Annotated in this window: 14 protein-coding genes; 11 read left to right on the top strand and 3 right to left on the bottom strand. The window is 58.6% G+C overall.

All coding sequences use genetic code 11. From position 1 onward, the window contains the following. Positions 1-9: 9 nt before the first annotated feature. From hemA to ACR0M9_RS03370, 4 genes are all read left to right on the top strand, one after another. Complete coding sequence (gene hemA / locus ACR0M9_RS03385) at positions 10-1233, top strand: 5-aminolevulinate synthase (protein WP_480772843.1); 1224 nt, start codon at positions 10-12, stop codon at positions 1231-1233. 129 nt (positions 1234-1362) lie between these two features. Beyond that, entirely contained in the window at positions 1363-2568 is a 1206-nt protein-coding gene (locus ACR0M9_RS03380) for a helix-turn-helix domain-containing protein (protein WP_480772842.1), read from the top strand. Positions 2569-2639: 71 nt separating this feature from the next. Next, positions 2640-3761, top strand: a complete 1122-nt coding sequence (gene ispG, locus ACR0M9_RS03375) for a flavodoxin-dependent (E)-4-hydroxy-3-methylbut-2-enyl-diphosphate synthase (RefSeq protein WP_209503626.1) — start codon at positions 2640-2642, stop codon at positions 3759-3761. Positions 3762-3927: 166 nt separating this feature from the next. Further along, complete coding sequence (locus ACR0M9_RS03370; protein WP_480772841.1) at positions 3928-4746, top strand: DUF2189 domain-containing protein; 819 nt, start codon at positions 3928-3930, stop codon at positions 4744-4746. A gap of 58 nt (positions 4747-4804) precedes the next feature. On the opposite strand, the gene ACR0M9_RS03365 is transcribed toward ACR0M9_RS03370, so the two are convergent. Both ACR0M9_RS03365 and ACR0M9_RS03360 read right to left on the bottom strand, forming a co-directional pair. Next, entirely contained in the window at positions 4805-5563 is a 759-nt protein-coding gene (locus tag ACR0M9_RS03365) for a DsbA family protein (RefSeq protein ID WP_480558133.1), read from the bottom strand. Next, positions 5560-6942, bottom strand: coding sequence for a M48 family metalloprotease (locus ACR0M9_RS03360; RefSeq protein WP_480772840.1), 1383 nt, complete (start codon positions 6940-6942; stop codon positions 5560-5562). Before ACR0M9_RS03360 ends, ACR0M9_RS03365 begins: the two co-directional genes overlap by 4 nt. Between ACR0M9_RS03360 and ACR0M9_RS03355 the strand changes: the two genes are divergently transcribed. The 3 genes from ACR0M9_RS03355 (at position 6941) to ACR0M9_RS03345 (ending at position 11975) form a co-directional block, all read left to right on the top strand. Further along, the gene (locus ACR0M9_RS03355; RefSeq protein WP_480772839.1) at positions 6941-8104 is read left to right on the top strand and encodes a pyridoxal phosphate-dependent aminotransferase; all 1164 of its coding nucleotides are present in this window, start codon (positions 6941-6943) and stop codon (positions 8102-8104) included. The genes ACR0M9_RS03360 and ACR0M9_RS03355 overlap by 2 nt on opposite strands. A gap of 66 nt (positions 8105-8170) precedes the next feature. Further along, positions 8171-9391, top strand: coding sequence for an N-acetylmuramoyl-L-alanine amidase (locus ACR0M9_RS03350; RefSeq protein ID WP_480772838.1), 1221 nt, complete (start codon positions 8171-8173; stop codon positions 9389-9391). Between the two features lie 94 nt (positions 9392-9485). Next, positions 9486-11975 carry a penicillin-binding protein 1A gene (locus ACR0M9_RS03345; RefSeq protein ID WP_480772837.1) on the top strand — a complete coding sequence of 830 codons (2490 nt, stop codon included), beginning with the start codon at positions 9486-9488 and terminating at the stop codon, positions 11973-11975. On the opposite strand, the gene ACR0M9_RS03340 is transcribed toward ACR0M9_RS03345, so the two are convergent. Then, positions 11969-12799, bottom strand: coding sequence for an aminoglycoside phosphotransferase family protein (locus tag ACR0M9_RS03340; protein ID WP_480504794.1), 831 nt, complete (start codon positions 12797-12799; stop codon positions 11969-11971). The genes ACR0M9_RS03345 and ACR0M9_RS03340 overlap by 7 nt on opposite strands. Before the next feature lie 77 nt (positions 12800-12876). On the opposite strand from ACR0M9_RS03340, the gene prfB reads away from it, so the two are divergent. The 4 genes from prfB to ACR0M9_RS03320 all read left to right on the top strand — a co-directional run bounded on the left by prfB (position 12877) and on the right by ACR0M9_RS03320 (position 17024). After that, complete coding sequence (gene prfB / locus ACR0M9_RS03335; protein WP_209503633.1) at positions 12877-14004, top strand: peptide chain release factor 2; 1128 nt, start codon at positions 12877-12879, stop codon at positions 14002-14004. 1 nt (position 14005) lies between these two features. Then, positions 14006-14710, top strand: a complete 705-nt coding sequence (locus ACR0M9_RS03330; protein WP_480772836.1) for a M50 family metallopeptidase — start codon at positions 14006-14008, stop codon at positions 14708-14710. A gap of 102 nt (positions 14711-14812) precedes the next feature. Then, positions 14813-16213 carry an amidase gene (locus ACR0M9_RS03325; RefSeq protein ID WP_480772835.1) on the top strand — a complete coding sequence of 467 codons (1401 nt, stop codon included), beginning with the start codon at positions 14813-14815 and terminating at the stop codon, positions 16211-16213. A gap of 25 nt (positions 16214-16238) precedes the next feature. Then, positions 16239-17024 carry a DUF2189 domain-containing protein gene (locus tag ACR0M9_RS03320; RefSeq protein ID WP_480772834.1) on the top strand — a complete coding sequence of 262 codons (786 nt, stop codon included), beginning with the start codon at positions 16239-16241 and terminating at the stop codon, positions 17022-17024. Positions 17025-17031 lie beyond the last annotated feature (7 nt).

Genomic DNA, 17031 nt, shown 5'->3' with positions numbered 1-17031 from the left:
GAGGGTCCTTTGGACTATACTGCTCAGCTCGATTCAGCGATTGCCAGGCTGCATGATGAAGGTCGTTACCGGACCTTCATCGATATCGAACGTCGCAATGGGTATTTTCCCCATGCGGTGCGCACACGTCCGGACGGGTCACAGCAGAACATCACCGTATGGTGCGGCAACGATTATCTGGGCATGGGGCAAAACCCGGTCGTTCTGAATGCAATGCACGAAGCTGTTGATGCAGCCGGTGCAGGTTCGGGCGGTACACGCAATATCTCGGGCACCACAGTTTATCACAAAAGGCTTGAGGCTGAACTGGCCGATCTGCACGGCAAGGAAGCCGCGCTGCTTTTTACCAGCGCCTATATCGCCAATGACGCAACGCTCAGCACGCTGCCCAAACTGTTCCCGGGCCTGATCATCTATTCTGACGCGCTGAACCATGCCTCGATGATCGAAGGCGTACGCCGGAATGGCGGGGCTAAGCGCATCTTCCGGCACAATGACGTGGCGCATCTGCGCGAACTGCTTGAGGCGGATGACCCCGCCGCGCCCAAACTGGTCGTATTCGAGTCGGTTTATTCAATGGATGGCGATTTTGGTCCAATCGAAGAAATCTGTGATCTGGCAGATGAATTCGGCGCGCTGACCTATATCGATGAAGTGCATGCCGTGGGCATGTATGGCCCCCGCGGGGGCGGTGTGACCGAGCGCGATAACCTTGCCCACCGGATCGACATCATCAACGGCACGCTGGCAAAGGCCTATGGCGTGATGGGCGGCTATATCGCGGCCAGCGCCAAGATGTGCGACGCCGTGCGGTCATACGCACCGGGCTTTATCTTTACCACGTCCCTGCCACCTGCGGTTGCGGCCGGGGCTGCCGCATCTGTTGCCTACCTGAAAACTGCACCTGAACTGCGCGAGCAGCATCAGACGCAGGCCAAAATCCTCAAGCTGCGGTTGAAGGGGATGGGACTGCCGCTGATCGACCACGGAAGCCATATCGTGCCCGTGATCGTCGGAAACCCGGTCCATACCAAGAAGCTCAGCGATATGCTGTTGGATGATTACGGCATTTATGTGCAACCGATCAATTTCCCGACCGTTCCGCGCGGAACCGAGCGTCTGCGCTTTACCCCTTCTCCGGTGCATGGACCTGACGAAATGAACCGTCTGGTACAGGCGATGGACGAACTTTGGTCACATTGTGCGCTAAATCGCGCCGAACTTGCCGGTTAACCTCACGCCAAAGTGTGCAACGTATTTGCCGCGTGTTAAGCTTACGCTAACAAAATTGGCAGACGAATCGTTTTGGGGATGATTCGCCGCTAACGCGAAACACGCGACAGGCAGAATGGGGCAGCAGGAATGATTGGGCGCAGATCACAGCGCGAATCTGATGAGGACGTAGATGTCAGACCCAAAGGGTTTGATGACTACGAGGTACGCCTTGGTGACAAGATGCGCGGCGAACGCGCAACCATGGGCAAATCCCTGTTGGATGTTCAGCGCGAGTTGAGGATCAAAGCCAACTACATTGCTGCCATCGAAAACGCGGATCCCGACGCCTTTGACACGCCCGGCTTTATCGCCGGGTATGTGCGTTCTTATGCGCGTTATCTGGGAATGAACCCGGATGAAACATTCTCGACTTTCTGCGCGGAAAGCGGTTTTTCGGTCGCGCATGGCATGTCGGCCGAGGCTTCGGTGGTGCGAAAGCCGACCGGCGCGCTTCCGGCGCGTGGGCCAATGGGGCGCGATCCCTTCATCTCGCCCAATACGCCGTACATTCCGGGCAAGGAATCTCTGGTCAGTCAGATTGAACCGCGCGCCATCGGCTCGTCGCTGGTGCTGTTGGCGGTAATTGGCGGCATCGGCTATGGCGGGTGGGCCGTTCTGAACAAGATCCAGCAGGTGCAGGTCAGCCCGGTCGAACAAGCGCCTGTGGTGCTGTCCGACCTTGATCCGCTGGATGCCGTGCGCGGCGGCGTTGTCGATGATGTGGTTGCTGCGGCGAATACCGAGGCACTGGACCGCCTTTATCGTCCGCAGGCGTTGGATGTTCCGGTTCTGGTTGCCCGCGATGCGCCGATTTCGACCCTTGATCCGCGCGATGTCGGAACCTTCCGCCCGCCAAGCCTGCCGCAGTTCGAAGTTGCCGAAGTGCACACGGTTGAACGACCAGCTTTGCCTCAGGTCGTGGAACAGGTTGATACCATGCTGAAAATCGTTGCTGTCGATCCTTCTTGGATGCGGGTAACGGCGGCAGATGGCAGTGTCATTTTCGAAGGGACGCTTGGAACGGTCGAGCAAGGCAGTGTCTTTGAGGTTCCTCTGACAGAAGAACCGCCGCTGTTGCGGGCAGGGGCGTCGGGATCGGTTTATTTCTCGATGAACGGCGAGCACTATGGCCCGGCAGGGGCACCCGGCACGGTTGCCAAAGGGGTGATCCTTTCGAAAGACGCAGTTTCGGAAGTTTATGCCGTTGCCGATCTTGAGGCGGATCAGAACAGCGCGCTCAAGCAGCTGGTGGCTGAACTGCAAACCGCGGCGACAGAAGCGCCCGCCGAGTGATCTTGCCATTGCGGTAACCCCTGTGCCGGACTATCTACTGTCGCAACTCAGGCAGACGCGGATCCGTCCTTATGTCCCTTAATCACGTGCGCCCCTGGCGCGACATTTATCGTCGTAAATCCCGTCAAATCATGGTCGGCAACGTCCCTGTTGGCGGCGATGCCCCGATCGCTGTTCAGACCATGACCAACACCCTGACCACCGATGTGGCGGCAACAGTGGCGCAGGTTCAGGCCGCAGCCGAAGCTGGCGCGGATATCGTGCGCGTTTCAGTCCCCGATGAGGCGTCGGCTAAGGCATTGAAAGAGATCGTGCGCGAAAGCCCGGTGCCCATCGTTGCGGACATCCATTTTCACTATCGTCGTGGTATCGAAGCGGCCGAGGCAGGCGCTGCCTGTCTGCGCATCAATCCCGGCAACATCGGCGATGAACGCCGGGTGAAAGAAGTCATTCAGGCCGCGCGCGACCACAATTGCTCGATCCGCATTGGCGTGAATGCGGGCAGTCTGGAAAAGCACCTGCTTGAGAAATATGGCGAACCGTGCCCCGAAGCGATGGTCGAAAGCGGGTTGGAACATATCCGCATCCTTCAGGACAATGATTTTCATGAGTTCAAAATCAGTGTGAAGGCCAGCGACGTTTTCCTGTCCGCCGCCGCATATCAGGGCATAGCCGAAGCCACTGATGCGCCCATCCATCTGGGTATCACCGAGGCGGGCGGACTGGTGTCCGGCACCATCAAATCTGCCATCGGGTTGGGCAACCTGCTGTGGATGGGGATCGGCGACACGATCCGCGTCAGCCTGTCTGCCGATCCGGTGGAAGAGGTGAAGGTTGGCTTTGAAATCCTCAAGTCCCTTGGTCTGCGCCACCGGGGCGTCAACATCATCTCATGCCCGTCCTGCGCACGGCAGGGGTTTGACGTCATCAAGACCGTCGAGGCGCTGGAACGCCGTCTGGAACACATCAAGACACCGATGAGCCTGTCGATCATCGGCTGCGTGGTCAACGGGCCGGGCGAGGCGTTGATGACCGATGTCGGGTTTACCGGTGGCGGGGCCGGGTCCGGGATGGTCTATCTGGCAGGCAAGGCCAGCCACAAGATGTCCAACGATCAGATGATCGACCACATCGTGGAACAGGTCGAAAAGAAAGCCGCGGAACTGGATGCGGCTGCGGAAGCCGCAGAGTAGTGTGGGGTTGGCTGTGTCGGTAAGGCAGGCATAGCGACCTTACTCATCCCTTGCCCTGATGCCTGAGCTGTTGCAAACTTGTTTCGTGACTGAACGATGCCTGTTTCGCCGCTGGTTCTGTTGGTAAACAGACCCGCGCGGACCCATGCTTTGGGAGGAGTGTGTCATGACATCCAAGACCGCAGGCCCTACGCCACCTGAGAACCTGACGCCAGACCAACAGGCCATGCCAAATGTCATTCGGGTTACTTCGGATGATATAAAGGCGTCGCTGAAAGCTGGGTTTTCCGACTTTCTGGCGCGCCCCTTCATGAGCGGTTTCTTCGGGCTTTTCTATGCGGCTTTTGGAATCCTGATGGTCTGGAGCTTGGTCTGGCTTGGCAAGATCTGGATGATCATTCCAGCGATTGTTGGATTTCCTCTGGTCGCGCCTTTCGCCGCTGCAGGACTATATGAGATGTCCCGGCGGTTACAGAAGGGAGAGGAATTTGGCTGGTATGAAATCATCACTGTCATGGCCGATCAACGCAAGCGCGAAATGGGCTGGATGGCCTTTGTCACACTGTTCATTTTCTGGGTTTGGGTTTACCAGGTCCGGCTTTGGCTTGCGATCATCCTGCAGAACTCATCCTTTTCGGATTTTGATGGATTCTTGAACATCATCTTGTTCACTCCGCAGGGGTGGACATTCCTTGCAATCGGTACCTGTGTCGGAGCGTTTCTGTCGGCTGTCCTGTTTTCGGTAACTGTCGTCGCCATGCCCATGCTTCTGGACCGGGAAACCAATTTCGTTTCAGCCATGTTGACGTCCTTACGCGTCGTCTCGGAAAGCCCTGTGGTCATGCTCGGCTGGGCAGCGATCATCTCGGTCACAATGTTATTGTCGATGGTTCCGGCGTTTATGGGCTTGATCTTCACCTTGCCGATCCTTGGCCATACAACGTGGCATCTCTATCAACGGGCCGTGGAACCGGCAGACGGCTGAGGTCAGCGATCAGTTCGTCTTTTTTGTCTGGGGGCAGCTGTGCCGCCCCCAATACCAATCAACCCTGTTCCGCGCGAACGCCATCTGCAATTTGCTGCATCTGATCGGCGGGCAGATAGCCGCGCAGCAACTCGGTTCCCAGCACGAATGAGGGCGTGCCCGAAATCTGCATCCGTTGCGCCAGGGCACGGGTGCGGCTGATCTCATCCGTGACGCTGTCGCTGTCCATCGCGGCGATGATCGCGTCGCTGTCCAGGCCCAGCCCGTCAGAGATGCGGCGCAGGGTAACTTCGGACGGTTCGCCGTTGAAGGCCATCAGGGCATCGTGAACCTGTTTATAGGCGTCACCACCAGCGACGTGTTTGGTGGCCACGGCAAAGCGCGAGGACAAAACAGATGCGTCGCCCAGAATTGGCAGCTCTTTGATCACAAACCGGATATTGCCGTCGCTGGCCAGCAGGTTTGCCACTTCGGGCACCGCACGGCGGCAATAGCCGCAGCGGTAGTCCATGAATTCGACCAGCGTGATATCGCCATCCGGGTTGCCGCCGACCCAGCTATAGCCATCGTCGAACAGTTCGGCCGCATTGGCGGCGACCAGTTCTTTGTCGGCGGCCGCTTCGGCCACTGCGTTTCGCTGTTCGAGTATATTGATTGCCTCGATAATGACTTCGGGGTTCTCCAGCAGGTATTCGCGTACCTGAGCACCAAACTCTGCCTTTTCGGCATCATTCATCGCGTTCAGGTCCAGCGCCTGTGCCGAGGTCGCCGCCATGGAAAGCCCCAGAAGGGCAGGTGCAGCATGTCTGAGGATCATTTCCGTTTCCTTTTATCTTTCTTGAGTCGTTCTGAGGCAATCAGCACGTCTTGTGCCCTTTGCCAACCCGGAGAGCCTTCGGGCAACTGTCCTACAGCCCGTTTCGCGTGAATTCCGGCATCCTCCATCCGACCTTGCAGCGCATAGCGTTCTGCCGTCACGGTCGAAGCCATGCCGTTATTTCCGACCTGCGCATAAGCCACACCCAGATCCTGCATCAGGCGCGCGTTACGAAAATCGCGCGCGCGCGCCTGTTCCAGTGCGTTCAATGCCTGTTTCGTTTCCCCCTGCGCCAGCAGGGCACGCCCGTAGCTCGCAAGGATCAACGCATTGTTCGGGGCCATTTCAACAGCGCTAGCATAAGCTTTAACAGCCTCGCTTACACGTCTGTTTTCCAACAGTATTTGCCCCTTCAGATCGTAATAGAACGGGTCATCAGGACGTTCGGCAAGTGCTGCGTCAATTGCGGCACGGGCGCGGAACAGATCGCGGTTCTGATGATAGGCCGAAGCCTCTCGCATCAGGCGGATGTCTCGGTAGGATTCTTCGCCAGCGCGCCGCAAGGTCCAACTGGGCGACCGCAGAAAGGCCGAAAGCTTGCCTTTGACCCGCGCAAACCAGTAGTCCGCATTGGGGTTTGGAACGGCTCGGTCGCCAAACTCATCCAGGAACGCCTCGGCGGCACGCAGGCGGTCACGGCTTGTCGGGTGTGATCGCATATAGGGGTCCTGATTGGCGACACTCAGCAGTTCCTGACCGGCGAACTTCCGGTGCAGTTCCACCATCCCGCTGGGCGAGATTTCGGCCCATCGCAGGTAACTTGCCGCACTGCGGTCGGCGGATGCCTCTTCTGCGCGGGTGTGACCCAGAAAACCGCGAATTGCTGCGCCTTGGGTGCCAGCAGCGATCCCGATGGCGGCCTCGCCCCCACCCGCCGCAGCTGCCAGCAGGGCCAAAGCCGTGCCGAGGCTGGCGTTGCGCTGCGCCGCTTTCAGGTTCTCAGCCCGTCGTGCCAGATGACCATTCGAGATATGTGCGGCCTCGTGGGCGATGACAGCCTGCAACATCTCGGGGCTTTCGACGGTCAGAATCAGCCCGTAGTTCACGTAAATCGCGTTGTAGTCGATGACGAATGCATTGAACGTGTTGTCGTTTACGACCAGAATCTGAACCCGGTTCGTGTTCAGCCCCGCAGCCCGCAACACCGGAAAGGCCAGTTCACGCAGGCCATGTTCGATATCTGGGTCGCGGATCAGGCTTTGCGCGTGCGATTGCACCGCTGCCGCCAGCCAGACGACAACGGCAACCATCAAGGCCGGGATTGACGCCAACCGGGATACGCGCTCAAAAGCCATGACTGCAACATGGGAGATGGGCATGAGAAACTCAACCCGGTCCGGGGTCGATCCCTTCATCGTGATGGATGTGATGGAGGCGGCACGCAAGGCCGAAGAGGCAGGTCGCCACGTGATCCACATGGAAGTCGGCCAGCCCGGAACCGGCGCGCCCAAGGGTGCGACCGAAGCTTTGGCCGCAGCGATGGAGCAAGGCCCGCTGGGCTATACGGTTGCCCTGGGTCTGCCCGCCCTGAGGCAGCGGATCGCCCGGCTTTACGGCGATTGGTACAATGTCGACCTGAACCCCGAGCGGGTGGTGATCACTCCTGGCTCGTCCGGCGGATTCCTGCTGACCTTTACCGCTTTGTTCGACAGTGGCGACCGTGTCGGTATCGGGGCGCCCGGCTATCCGTCCTATCGCCAGATCCTGAAGGCGCTGGGTCTGGTCCCGGTCGACCTGCCGACCGCGCCGGAAAACAGGTTGCAGCCCGTCGCAGCAGATATTCAGGGAATGGACCTGAAAGGGCTGATGGTGGCTTCACCCGCAAACCCGACCGGTACGATGTTGGATCGCGCCGCCATGGGTGCCTTGATCGAGGCGGCTCATGGGCAGGGCGCGTCATTCATCAGTGACGAGATTTACCACGGGCTGGAATACGAAGCCAAGGCCGTGACGGCGCTGGAACTGACAGATGAATGCTATGTGATCAACTCATTCTCGAAATACTTTTCGATGACCGGATGGCGCGTAGGCTGGATGGTGGTGCCCGAGGATCAGGTGCGCGTGGTCGAACGTATCGCTCAGAACATGTTCATCTGCGCCCCCCACGCCAGTCAGGTCGCAGCGCTGGCTGCCATGGACTGCGACGACGAATTGCAAGCCAATCTGGACGTGTACCGCCGCAATCGCGCGCTGATGCTGGACGGGCTGCCCAAGGCCGGGTTTTCGAACATCGCGCCGCCCGACGGGGCGTTTTATGTCTATGCCGATGTGTCTGATCTGACCGATGACAGCCGCGCATTTGCGGCCGAGATTCTGGAACAGGCCGGTGTGGCTGTGACACCCGGGCTGGATTTTGACCCGCAGCGCGGCCATACCACATTGCGTTTTTCCTATGCGCGCGCGACCTCTGACATTCAGGAAGGGCTTGAGCGTTTGCGCCTGTTTATGATCCGGCGCGGTGCTGTCACGGAACGGGCCTGAGCCGTTCACAAACCGCCCGTTGTGGTATAGGGTGCCCGACAAACGATCTCGGGAAAACTTGAGGCCATGAGCAGGATCTTCTTAAGCATTGCGCTGTTCTGGGCGTTGGCTGGTGGTGCCATTGCGCAGGATTTCAGCGCGTTGGCGCGTGTCCAGCCTGACCAGAGCCGTATTACGGATGTCGGGCGTACCGGTGTTCGGGTGGACATCGCCCTCAGTCAGGGCGTTCCCTACAGGATTTTCACCTTGCAGGATCCCTACCGTATGGTTCTGGACTTCAACGAAGTGGATTGGGCCGGGCTGAGCAGCGAAGATTTCCTGCAATCCGATCGCATCAGCGGCGTGAAGTTCGGTGCCTATGTCTCGGGCTGGTCACGTCTGGTGCTGGAGCTGGGGGCGCCGATGGCAGTGACGAAAGCAGAAATGTCGGTGGCAGAGGATTCGGGGGCCGCATTGCTGTCGCTCGACCTCAAGGGGACGGATTTCGATGCTTTCAACGCCTCGGCAGGTGCGCCGCGAAACCCGGGCTGGGACTTGCCGGAACCGGCGGATGTGCCGCAAGCCGCGGTGCGCAGTGCCGACCGACCCTTGCGTGTCATGCTGGATCCGGGCCACGGAGGCATTGATCCGGGGGCCGAGACTGACGCGATTGATGAAAAAACCCTGATGCTGACTTTCGCGCGTGAGCTGCGCGAAATCCTTCTAAGATCAGGCGGGTACGAGGTGGTTTTGACACGGGTCGACGATCAGTTCGTCTCGTTGGAGCGCCGAATTGCGCTGGCGCACCGGGCCGGTGCGGACCTGTTCATTTCGCTGCACGCTGATTCCCTGTCCGAAGGGCGGGCGCATGGTGCGGTGGTTTATACCCTGTCCAACGATGCCTCGGATGTGGCCAGTGCGAAGCTGGCGGAACGGCACGACCGCGGGGATTTGATTTCCGGTGTCGATCTGAACGGGGCAGATGATCAGATCACGGATGTTCTGCTGGACATGGCCCGTCAGGAAACGATGCCACGCACAAGCGCGCTGGCCAAGGCCATTGCAAACGGTCTGGCACAACAAGGGGGGCCGATGAACGGCAAACCCCTGCGTACTGCGTCTTTTTCAGTACTCAAGGCGGCGGACATCCCGTCGGTTCTGGTCGAGCTTGGATTTCTGTCCAGCCCCAGAGACCTGAAGAACCTCAATGATCCTGATTGGCGGGCGAGAATGGCGCTGGGAATTCATCGGGGGCTTGAAGATTGGCGCCAGCAGGATGTGATCCGCAAATCCCTTATTGGCCAGTGACCTTGCGGCGCAAAACGGCTAGAATACGCTCGGTGTTTTGACCCTTGGGCGGCGCATCACTATATAGGCGGCACCGCGAGAAAAAGGCAGTAACGTGATCCGGTTCATTCTTTCGATTTTCGGGGCGATTTTCAGCCTCGTGACATTGGGTATTTTCATGGCCGCGCTGGTGATCGGTGCGGTGTTCTGGATGTATGGGCGCGATCTGCCCAGCCACGAGTCGCTGGCACAGTACAAGCCACCCACGATCAGCCGGATCTATTCGGGTGAAGGCAAGCTGATCGATGAATTCGCGCAGGAACGCCGCCTGTTTACCCCGTCCGAGGAAATCCCGGATCTGGTGAAGCAGGCGTTTATTTCGGCGGAAGACAAGAATTTCTACAACCATCAGGGCTATGACCCGCGCGGCATCATTGCCGCCGGGGTCGAGGCGGTGCGGACCAAGGGCGAAACCGTTCGCGGTGCGTCGACTATTACGCAGCAGGTCATGAAGAACTTTCTGCTGTCCGGTGACCGCCGGGCCGAGCGTAAGATCAAGGAAATCATTCTTGCGACCCGGCTTGAGGATACATTGGACAAGGAACAGATCCTCGAACTTTATATGAACGAGATCTTTCTGGGCCAGAACTCGTACGGTGTGACTGCCGCCGCGCAGACCTATTTCAACAAGACCCTCCAGGAACTGGCCCCGCATGAGGCCGCCATGCTGGCTGCCATGCCCAAAGCGCCGTCAGATTACCACCCCGTTTGGCAAAAAGAGCGCCTTCTGGCCCGCCGCAATTACGTGTTACGCGAGATGCAGCAGAACGGTTACATCGATCAGGCGACTTATGAGGCCGAGGTCGAGTTGCCTCTGCGCTCGGTCCAGAACGGAGATTTTGAAAGCTTCCGTACGGCCCTGCCGCCCCGCGACTATTTCACCGATGAAATCCGTCGCCAGCTGAGCGAAGATTTTGGTGAGGGCGAGTTCTTTACCGGCGGCTTCACCGTGCGTGCATCGGTGGATGAGGAAATGCAGGTTGAGGCCGCACGGGCCCTGCGCGAGGCGCTTGAGAAATACGACCGCTCCCGTGGCAAATGGCGCGGAACAGGTGACGTGATCCCGGAAGAAAAACTGGCGGATGAGGCGCAATGGCGCGAGGCGCTGGCGGCCATGGAAATTCCGCGCGACGTTATTCTGCCAACCCGTTGGTATCCCGCCGTGGTTCTGGGCGTGACCGACCAGCAACTGACCGTTGGTGTCGAAGAAGGTCCTGCCGATGGGACTATCCCGCGCGCGGACATCAAGTGGATGCAGGGTGATTTTGCGGCCAACTTCAAGCGCGGTGACGTCATTTTTGTCGTTGCGGGTGAAGATGGGCAGTGGTCGGCGCGCCAGGTGCCCGAGGTACAAGGCGGCTTTGTCGCGATGGATGTGAACTCGGGTCGTGTTCTGGCGATGCAGGGCGGGTTCTCGTATCAGGATACCGTGTTCAACCGGGCCACACAGGCACAGCGTCAGCCGGGATCGTCGTTCAAGCCGTTTGTCTATGCTGCTGCGCTGGATAGCGGATACAGCCCCGCGACCATCGTTGTCGATGCACCCATCGAAGTGAACACGCCGCAGGGTCTGTGGCGCCCCAAGAACTCTTCCAACAAATTCTACGGTCCAACTCCTTTGCGCACAGGGATCGAACAGTCGCGGAACCTGATGACCATCCGTCTGGCGCAGGAAGTTACAATGCCCGTCGTTGCCGGCTATGCGGAACGGTTCGGTGTCTATGACCGGATGGGCGCGTTTCTGGCCAACTCGCTGGGGGCCGAAGAAACCACGCTTTACAAGATGGTCGCGGCCTATGCGATGTTCGCCAATGGCGGCCAGCGTGTGGAACCCACTCTGGTCGACCGCATTCAAGACCGGTTCGGAAAAACCATCTATCGCCACGATGACCGTCAGTGTCTGGACTGTAACTCGACCTGGCTGGAACCAGATGAATCGCCCACCCTTGTCACGGATCGCGCGCAGGTCATGGATGCGATCACCGCCTATCAGCTGACATCGATGATGAAGGGTGTGGTCGATCGCGGGACGGCATCCAGCGTTGTGAATCTGCCCGTGCCAACAGCGGGCAAAACCGGAACCACCAACGACTCCAAGGATGCGTGGTTCATCGGCTTTACGTCGAACATCGTGGCCGGTTGCTATATCGGTTATGACCGACCGCGTCCGATGGGACGTGGGGCCTATGGTGGCACGCTGTGTGGCCCTGTGTTCCAGAGCTTCATGGAAAAAGCGGTCGAAAAATACGGCGGCGGTCCGTTTGAAGTGCCGGGAGGCGGTCATTTCATCAAGATCGACCGCTTCAGCGGGGCCCGTCTGCCCGATGATGCCACCGGTGACTATGTCGTGGCCGAATTCTTCCGCGACGGCGTCGATGGTTTTATCGACCGTGTCTATGATGGTGGTTTTGCCATCGGATCGGACCTGCCATTGTTTGAAGAAGTCCAGCGCGCTGGTGTACAGGTTCAGACGTCGACGGGCCAGACCGTGACCGTTGGTCCGAAAGCTTCCCAAGGGGACCTGAGCACCGGCGGGCTTTACTGACCGGCCGCTTTCAGAAACAGGTTTAGTAGATCAGCTTCTGCGTCACCGCAGATCGGGCCGTCAGATCGCCAGTAGATGGACAATGCGCATTTCGCGGCAGCCCATTGAGCCAGCCGTATTCGTGGAACACTCATTGCTTTGGAATACTCCGACAGACAGGTTTCGATTTGCAGGGGTTGGCGCACAAGATCCGGCATTCCCTTAGGGTGTCGCAACGCGTTGGCCAGTTCAAAAGCGGGATCGCCTAGATAACCTTTTGCATCGATGATCCGGGGTCCTGATAGTGTCATAATGACATTGTCTGGATGAAAGTCCCCGTGAAGAGGTACGGGTGAAGGTTGGCTGTCTAACAAGTCTTCACTTAGTGCAATCGCTGACTTCACCGCGTTACGCAGTTGGGCAGGGCACTCGGCCGCAAAGGTGCATTCAGCCAAGGGGGCGAACACCTGTTGCAAGGGTTTCATTCCAGTGGCGCTGACCGGGTCCCCTGCGTGCAAACACGCTGCTGTTTCCGCAAGTGTCTTGACGGCTTCTTCGGGCCTGCCCGCGCGGGCGATATCTCCCAGAGATGGTCCATCCAACCACTCCATCAGTACGGCGCTCCGCGCCTCTTCCAAAATCCGAACAGCGCCCCTGTCGCGCCACCCGACCAACAAGTTTGTGCCCGGTTTTTCGTTCCCGCGATCTTGCCTGCGATAAAGCTTCAAGGCAGCTGGGCCGCAATTGGACTGTACTTTCCACACTCTTGCATGGCCGGTGTCCGCAACCAGTTCAGGAAAGTGCAAATCCCATCTGCCCAGAAACTCTTCGACTGTGTTTTGCATTCAGGTCCAGCCTGTCTTGTGGTGTCTCGCACCTCTTGCTATCACGCAGGCCTGATTGAGCAAGTTGGGACAAGACCATGCGCGCCGAAACCCAGAACATCGTGGCGGATATCAAAAAGTCACTGGAGCTGCTGGCGCAGCGTATGGACTATGAAACCGCGCCGCATCGCCTTGAAGAATTCAACGCGCGCGTCGAAGACCCCAACCTTTGGGATAACCCTGAAAATGCGCAGAAACTGATGCGCGAACGGCAGTTGCTGGTCGATGCAATCGAAACGTATGAATCCATCAAGACCGACCTCAGCGACAATATAGAACTGATTGAGTTGGGCGAGATGGAGGAAGACCAAGAAGTCGTTCAGGATGCCGAAGCCGCGATCAAGACGCTGAAAACCAAGGCCGCAAAAAAAGAGCTTGAGGCGCTGCTGGACGGCGAGGCAGACAGCAATGATACCTTCCTCGAAATCAACTCGGGCGCGGGGGGAACCGAAAGCTGCGACTGGGCGTCGATGCTGGCGCGCATGTATGTGCGCTGGGCCGAGAAAAAGGGTTACACGGTCGAGCTGCAATCCGAGACACCGGGCGAAGAAGCGGGGATCAAATCCGCAGCCTACAAGATTTCCGGCCACAACGCCTATGGCTGGCTAAAATCGGAAAGCGGCGTACACCGGTTGGTGCGGATCTCGCCCTATGACTCGGCGGCAAAACGCCATACGTCTTTCAGCTCGGTCTGGGTCTATCCGGTGGTCGACGACAATATCGAGATCGAGGTGAACCCGGCCGATATCCGCATCGACACCTACCGGTCTTCGGGGGCTGGTGGCCAGCACGTGAACACCACCGACTCGGCCGTTCGGATCACGCACATCCCGACCGGGATTGTTGTGACCAGTTCGGAAAAGTCGCAGCACCAGAACCGCGATATTGCCATGAAAGCCCTGAAATCGCGCCTGTACCAGCAGGAACTGGATCGCCGCAACGCGGATATCAACGCGGCGCACGAGGCTAAGGGCGATGCGGGCTGGGGCAACCAAATCCGGTCTTACGTGTTGCAGCCCTATCAGATGGTCAAGGACCTGCGAACCAATCACGAAACCTCGGATACCAAAGGTGTTCTGGACGGGGACCTGGACGGATTCATGGCGGCAACCTTGGCCCTGAACGTGTCAGGCAAAAGTCGATCCGAGGCGCAGGGCGACAGCTAAGGTGACACGCCAGCGTTCCTTTCCGGACCTGCTGAAAGGGCACTGGCAGCTAATCCTGATCACCGGTCTGGTCTTTGCGCTCTGGAACACGCCGGTTGTAGTTCCGCTGAAAATTCTGGTCGTCTTTCTGCATGAGCTGTCTCATGCCGTGACAATCCTACTGACTGGCGGCTCGGTCGAGAGTTTCACGATCTCACCCCAGCAAGGAGGGATGGTGATCGGCCGGGGCGGCAGCAGGTTTCTCAGCCTGTCCGCCGGCTATCTCGGCTCGCTCGTGTTTGGCATGGCGCTTTTGATCATCGCCTTGCGGACAAATGTTGACCAGGCTGTTTTGGCTGTTTTCGGCGCAATCATGTGTCTGATCGCACTGCTGTACATACGCGATGCTTTCGCCTTGTTATTTTGCGCAGGCGTCGGGGCCGCAATGATTGCGACAGCGTGGTTCATGAGCCACGAGGTCAGTGATCTGGTGCTGCGCGTCATCGGGCTGACCAGCATGATCTATGTCCCGTTTGATATCTTTGATGACACCATCCGACGGTCCGGCGCGCGCTCGGACGCGTTCCTACTGGCCGAGGAATTCGGCGGCACCGCGATGCTGTGGGGTGGGGTCTGGCTGGTGTTGAGTAGCGCGGCCATTGCCGTTTGCCTACGGTATTGGCTGGGCCGGGACAGCAACCTGCCATTGCACCGCAAAGCACTGTGATGCTGTTGTTAGTAAGACAAGAAAAGATACATCTAAACAGTGGGTTTAAATGAGGTGAACCGCTCGCTAGGCTGTCGAAGACCAACAACAGACTGGCGTGTTATGGACCTGACCCGGATATCTGCCACAGAGCTTCTGAACCAACTGGCTACCCGGCAGGTTTCGGCCACGGAAGTCATGCAGGCCACGCTGGATCGTATTGCCAAGGTCAACGGTGACGTGAACGCCATCGTGGCGCTGCTGGACAAGAGTGAACTGATGGCCGAAGCACAGGCCCGCGACAGCGGCCCCGTCACTGGCACGCTGCACGGCTTGCCAATTGCGGTCAAGGATTTGGTCAATGTGGCAGGTATTGTCTCGTCGCACGGATCGCCTGTTTTCAGGGATGTCGTTCCTAACAGGGATGATCTGATTGCCGTAAGGATGAGGGCCGCGGGCGCCATCCTGATCGGCAAGACCAACACACCGGAATTCGGGCTGGGCTCGCACACGTTCAACCCGGTCTATGGTGCAACGCGCAACCCGTATGATGCCAGTTTCACCTGCGGCGGCTCATCCGGTGGTGCGGCAGTGGCTTTGGCAACGGGTATGGTGGCATTGGCCGACGGGTCTGACATGATGGGCAGCCTGCGCAACCCGGCAGCCTGGAACAACGTCTACGGCTTTCGCCCAAGCTGGGGCAGGGTGCCGTCTGATCCTGTGGGTGACAGTTTCCTGCATCAACTGTCCACGCTGGGGCCGATGGCGCGCAGTCCCGAAGATTTGGGTATCCTGCTCGATGTGATCTCGGGGCCCGATCCGCGCCTGCCGCTGGCCAGTGATAGTACGCCGGTTTCCCCGGTGGACGCAGCAGATCTGAACGGGTTGCGCATTGGCTGGCTGGGCGATTGGGGCGGGGCCTTTCCAATTGAAGCCGGAATCCTTGAGCTGTGCCGGGATGCGATGAAAGTGTTCGAAGCGCGGGGCGCGCGCGTTGAACATGTCGCCCCGCCTTTTGATGCCGAACGGTTATGGACCAGTTGGATCTCCCTGCGGTCCTGGAGCGTTGCTGCGGGGCTTGAACCCTTGGCTGAACGACGGAACCATCTGAAAGACACTGCCCAGTGGGAGTTGGACCGGGGTCTGACGATGAGTGCCATGGACGTGCATCACGCCAGCGTAATCCGGTCAGAATGGTTCCGGCGCGCGGCTGAACTGTTCGAGCAGTTTGATGCCCTTGTCCTGCCATCCGCACAGGTTTGGCCGTTTGGGATTGAAACACCATACCCCACCCGGATCGCGGACCGCGCAATGGATACATATCATCGCTGGATGCATGTCACGGTACCGGTCAGCCTGATCGGCTTGCCTTGTCTGGCCGCGCCCGCGGGATTTGGTGTGCAGGGCCTGCCCATGGGCTTTCAACTGTTTGGACCAAGAGGGTCGGATCACAAATTACTGTCGGTCGGAGCGGCTTATCACGCCGAAACCGACTGGCCAAACAAGAGACCGGCGATGTCATAACGTCGGTAAGGGAGGAGAAGACGACATGGAAAAGCCTTTTGGTGTTCCGGACATGCGCCCGGTAGATACCGCTATGCTGCGCATGGCGTTGAAGCGCGCCTGGGCCGACTTTCGGCACGCGCCGCAGTTCGGGTTGATCTTTGCCGGGTTCTACGTGCTTGCGGGATGGGCGATGGCATGGGTCACCATCCAGACCGGTACAACCTTCTGGCTGGTTCTGGCAGCCATTGGCTTTCCGTTGATCGGCCCGTTTGCCGCTGTTGGCCTTTACGAAGTGTCGCACCGGCTGGAACAGGGCGAACCGCTGGGCCTTGGCGCGATCTTTGGTGTCGTGCTGCAACAAAGCCGTCGGCAATTGCCGTCGATCTGTGCCATCATTGTCGTGGTGTTTCTGTTCTGGTTTTTTCTGGGGCACATGATCTTTGCCCTGTTCCTTGGGCTGGCTACGATGACAAACGTGTCGTCCTCGCTTGAAGTCTTTCTGACGGCAAATGGCCTGACAATGCTGGCTGTGGGCACGGTGGTTGGGGCGGTTTTCGCAACCGTTCTGTATATGATCACCGTTTTGTCGATCCCACTGCTGTTGGATCGCGAACTGGATTTTGTCACTGCGATGATTGCAAGCTTTACCTATGTGTCCGGAAACTTTCCGGTGATGCTTGTCTGGGGGGTAATCATCGCTGTTCTGACGTTCCTGGCCATGGTGCCCTGGTTTCTGGGCCTTCTGGTGGTTCTGCCACTGTTGGGCCACGCCAGTTGGCACCTGTATAGGCAAATCACCCAAGTCGAAGGGGAGGGCACATCGTCCTGAGATAACA

The sequence above is a fragment of the Ruegeria sp. CH2 genome (assembly GCF_056537065.1).
Note: the sequence above shows the minus strand (reverse complement) of the source record. Positions and strands in the feature narration are given on the sequence as shown.

Excerpts from the sequence above, each read along its gene's own strand:
- ACR0M9_RS03380 (WP_480772842.1), top strand. The coding sequence starts at position 1,363 with ATGATTGGGCGCAGATCACAGCGCGAATCTGATGAGGACGTAGATGTC.
- ispG (WP_209503626.1), top strand. The coding sequence starts at position 2,640 with ATGTCCCTTAATCACGTGCGCCCCTGGCGCGACATTTATCGTCGTAAA.
- ACR0M9_RS03370 (WP_480772841.1), top strand. The coding sequence starts at position 3,928 with ATGACATCCAAGACCGCAGGCCCTACGCCACCTGAGAACCTGACGCCA.
- ACR0M9_RS03365 (WP_480558133.1), bottom strand. The coding sequence starts at position 5,563 with ATGATCCTCAGACATGCTGCACCTGCCCTTCTGGGGCTTTCCATGGCG.
- ACR0M9_RS03355 (WP_480772839.1), top strand. The coding sequence starts at position 6,941 with ATGAGAAACTCAACCCGGTCCGGGGTCGATCCCTTCATCGTGATGGAT.
- ACR0M9_RS03360 (WP_480772840.1), bottom strand. The coding sequence starts at position 6,942 with ATGCCCATCTCCCATGTTGCAGTCATGGCTTTTGAGCGCGTATCCCGG.
- ACR0M9_RS03350 (WP_480772838.1), top strand. The coding sequence starts at position 8,171 with ATGAGCAGGATCTTCTTAAGCATTGCGCTGTTCTGGGCGTTGGCTGGT.
- ACR0M9_RS03340 (WP_480504794.1), bottom strand. The coding sequence starts at position 12,799 with ATGCAAAACACAGTCGAAGAGTTTCTGGGCAGATGGGATTTGCACTTT.
- prfB (WP_209503633.1), top strand. The coding sequence starts at position 12,877 with ATGCGCGCCGAAACCCAGAACATCGTGGCGGATATCAAAAAGTCACTG.
- ACR0M9_RS03325 (WP_480772835.1), top strand. The coding sequence starts at position 14,813 with ATGGACCTGACCCGGATATCTGCCACAGAGCTTCTGAACCAACTGGCT.
- ACR0M9_RS03320 (WP_480772834.1), top strand. The coding sequence starts at position 16,239 with ATGGAAAAGCCTTTTGGTGTTCCGGACATGCGCCCGGTAGATACCGCT.